The organism is Xanthobacter sp. BG11Y11_SDJG (assembly GCF_057364445.1).
Genome location: NZ_JBNFNU010000446.1, coordinates 1 through 3,271, shown reverse-complemented (window position 1 = coordinate 3,271; position 3,271 = coordinate 1). Strand labels below are relative to the sequence as shown.

Annotated in this window: 4 protein-coding genes and 1 pseudogene; 3 read left to right on the top strand and 2 right to left on the bottom strand. The window is 70.7% G+C overall.

From position 1 onward, the window contains the following. Both AC2W7M_RS22565 and AC2W7M_RS22560 read right to left on the bottom strand, forming a co-directional pair. On the bottom strand, window positions 1-441 hold a 441-nt coding region (locus tag AC2W7M_RS22565; protein WP_486135082.1), incomplete at its 3' end, for an META domain-containing protein. 158 nt (window positions 442-599) lie between these two features. Then, window positions 600-1,442, bottom strand: a complete 843-nt coding sequence (locus AC2W7M_RS22560) for a universal stress protein (protein ID WP_486135080.1) — start codon at window positions 1,440-1,442, stop codon at window positions 600-602. A gap of 292 nt (window positions 1,443-1,734) precedes the next feature. Here AC2W7M_RS22560 and AC2W7M_RS22555 point away from each other — a divergent pair, with 292 nt between their 5' ends. The 3 genes and pseudogenes from AC2W7M_RS22555 to AC2W7M_RS22545 form a co-directional block, all read left to right on the top strand. Continuing rightward, window positions 1,735-2,802, top strand: a complete 1,068-nt coding sequence (locus tag AC2W7M_RS22555) for a glycosyltransferase family 2 protein (RefSeq protein ID WP_486135078.1) — start codon at window positions 1,735-1,737, stop codon at window positions 2,800-2,802. Further along, window positions 2,799-2,966, top strand: a pseudogene (locus AC2W7M_RS22550) (ChbG/HpnK family deacetylase); the annotation flags it as partial. The gene AC2W7M_RS22555 and the pseudogene AC2W7M_RS22550, both read left to right, overlap by 4 nt. A gap of 140 nt (window positions 2,967-3,106) precedes the next feature. After that, window positions 3,107-3,271: ChbG/HpnK family deacetylase (locus tag AC2W7M_RS22545; RefSeq protein WP_486135083.1), on the top strand; the 165-nt coding region annotated here is incomplete at its 3' end.

The following is a 3,271-nucleotide window of genomic DNA, read 5'->3' as shown; positions in this document are numbered from 1 at the left end:
GGTCGGCTCAGGGGGCCGCGAACCGCAGCACCGGCGTGCGTCCGCGGCGAGCAGAAAGAGCTTGCGCCGCGCGGTGTCCACGCGCCAGCCGCGCACTTCGGCCAGCGCCGCCAGAAAGCGCTGCTCCTGCGCATTCACGCCCGGCGGGCAGGCCATGCGGGTGGTCCGCAGCGGGCCGATGGCGATGCGGCCGGCGGCGATGGTCGCCCGGCCGGCGATCAGGTTGCACCCCGCCGAGCCGCCGATGCGGCCGTCTGGAAAGATGTCCAGCCGGCTTTCCACGGTGTCCAGCACGCCGCCACCTTTGATGTCCTCGGCGCGCCAGAAGCCGGCGGGCGATGCGGGCTGCGCGTCCGCAGGGCGCGCAAGCGCGCATAGTCCCGGCAAGGCGATCAGCCCCGCGAGGACACGACGCCGAAGCGGGCATGCGCCGTCAGCCATTTGCGGGTTCGCCGATCGCTGGCCTCCCATGGCATCCTCCGCGACGGGCTCGGATGTCCGGCCCGGTCCACCTGTCTGGCCGAATGGCCGCCGGGCCGCCGCCTGAGCGCGCGTCCCGGAGGCGCGCGCTCAGTGGGCCGTGAGCACCGATATGGTGCTCAGTGAGCCATCAGCACCGGCACGGTCATGGAGCCGAGGATGTCCCGCGTCACGCCGCCGAGCACCAGTTCGCGCAGGCGCGAATGGCCGTAGCCGCCCATCACCGCGAGGTCCGCGCCGCGGTCCGAAATCTCGTTGAGGATGGCGGACGAGACCGATTCGCCCGAGCCCACCGGCAGGGTGCGCACGACCGCCTCGAGATTGTGCCGGGCGAGATGGCGCACCACCTCCGGCCCTTCCTCGTCCGCGGTTTCGGCATGCGCCTGCACCACGCGCAGCACCTCGACGCTCTTCGCCCGGTGCAGAAGCGGCAGCGCCTCGGCCAGCGCCCGCGCACAGGCGCGCCCGCCGTCCCACGCCACCACCACGCGATCCACCGCGAACGGGGCCTTCTGCACGTAGGGCACCATCAGCACGGCTCGGCCGGATTCCATGAGAACGGTCTCGGCGATCACCTCCTCCGGCCCCGGAAGGTCGGGATTGGGCTGCGCCACCACGGTGAGGTCATAGAGCCGCGCCATGTGGGCAAAGCTGCTCGCGGCGACGCCCAGGGACGCGGACAGTGCCCGCGCCTCGAAGGTCACGCCCGCCGCCGCGGCAACGTCCTTGAAGCGGGCGGTGGCCTTGTCGGCGGCCGCCTGGTTCTCGGTCAATTGCGCATCGATGAAGTCGGTCGGCAGCGCGCCCATATAGAAGGGGGGCACGTCGATCTCGTAGGCGACGGACAGGCCCGTAATGTGGGCGCCGAAATAGGCGGCGAGGCTCGCCGCGAACTCGCAGGCGCTGTCCCTCTCCACGCCCTGGGCCAGGTTGACCAGAATGTCCCGGATCATGCGTTTCATCCCCCTCCGCCGCGTCGGCGCCGCGACCATACCCTATTCGCGCCGAAAATCCGCGCGCTTGATGTAGCTCAACAAGGGCCGCAGATGAAGACGCGGCCGCCTTTGGGGGGGAAAGGCGACCGCGTCGGGTGTGCGATCAATTGGGGGGCATGACCGCGACAATACGATAACGGCCGGTCCTCGGTCTGGTTCCATCGTCTGCAGAAAAAAATCGTGCCCTGGAGGGGAGTTGCATGCTACCGCGATATACGCTTCTTGCCGCCCGGCGTGCGGGCCGCAGACCGAGTGTGCCATGACGCCCGACCTCAGCATTGTCGTGCCGCTCTATAATGAGGCCATGGGCCTCGCGGCCTTCCACGAGCGACTCCTTCGCTCGGCCGAGGCCGAGGCGGTCGCCCGCGGGCTCCGGATGGAGATCGTCTATGTGGACGACGGCAGCCGCGACGGCAGTGCGCGCATCGCCGCCGGCCTGCCCGGCGGGGCGCTCGATATCCAGGTGGTGGCGCTGTCGCGAAATTTCGGCAAGGAGGCGGCGCTCGCCGCCGGCCTCGACCATGCCCGGGCCGACGCCGTGATGTTCATGGATGGGGACGGCCAGCACCCGCCCGAAATGATCGCCACCTTCCTGCGCCTGTGGAAGGATGAGGGCTACGACGTGCCCTATGCGGTCAAGGCTGACCGGCTCGACGAGCCGCTCAGCCGGCGTCTTTTCGTCAAAACCTTCTATTGGCTTTTGAATTTCGGCGCCGCCACGGACATTCCCGAGGATGCCGCGGACTTCCGCCTGCTCTCGCCGCGCGCCACGGCGGCGCTGCGCCGGATGCCGGAGCGCAACCGGTTCTTCAAGGGCCTGTCGAGCTGGGTGGGCTACCGGCAGGTGGCGGTGCCCTACCGCCCCTCCGCCCGCTCCCACGGCAAGACCTCGTTCAGCCTCCTGCGGCTGCTCGGGCTCTCCATGGAGGGTCTGACCTCGTTCTCGCCCGCTCCGCTGCGCCTCGCCGGGCTGCTCGGCGCCGCGATCGCCGGCTTCGCCCTCATCTTCGGCCTGTCGATCGTGGTCGAGCGGCTCCTCTGGGGCATCCCGGTGCCGGGCTATCCCTCGGTGGTGGTGGGGCTGATGGTGATCGGCGGCACCCAGCTGCTGGTGATGGGCGTGATGGGCGAATACATGGCGCGCATCCTCTCGGAGATCAAAGGCCGACCCGTCTATTTCGTCGCCGACCATCTGCTGAGCCACGGCACCGGTGCGCATCGCCATGACGCGGAGGGCGGCACGGCCCACGACCCGAGCCACGCGCATGTCCATGCCCATCCGGCGGCGGTGCCGCCCACCGCGCCACTGGCGGGGGAGGACCGGTGAGGCGCATCGTGCTGTGCGCCGATGACTATGGTCTCGCCCCCGGCGTCAGCGCCGGCATCCGGGACCTGGTGGCGCGCGGCCGGCTCAACGCCACCTCGGTCATGAGCGTATTCGACGGCCTGGCAGAGGCGGCGCGCGCGCTCGACACCGCCTGCGGCGGCCGCGCCGTCAGCGTCGGGCTTCATGTGACGCTCACCGGAGGGTTCGCACCGCTGACCGCACCGGACTCGCGGTTCCGTCGGTTCCGGGACGGCTCGCCGAAATCCTCACCGGGCGGCTCGACCGCGCGGCGCTCGCCGCCGAGGTGGAGGCCCAGTTCGCCGCCTTCCATGCCGCCTTCGGTCGCCCGCCGGATCATGTGGACGGCCACCAGCACGTCCATGTTCTGCCGGGGGTGCGCGACGTGGTGATCGCCGCCACCGCCCGCCATGCGCCGGGCGCCTGGCTGCGCGACGTGCGACCGGCCGCC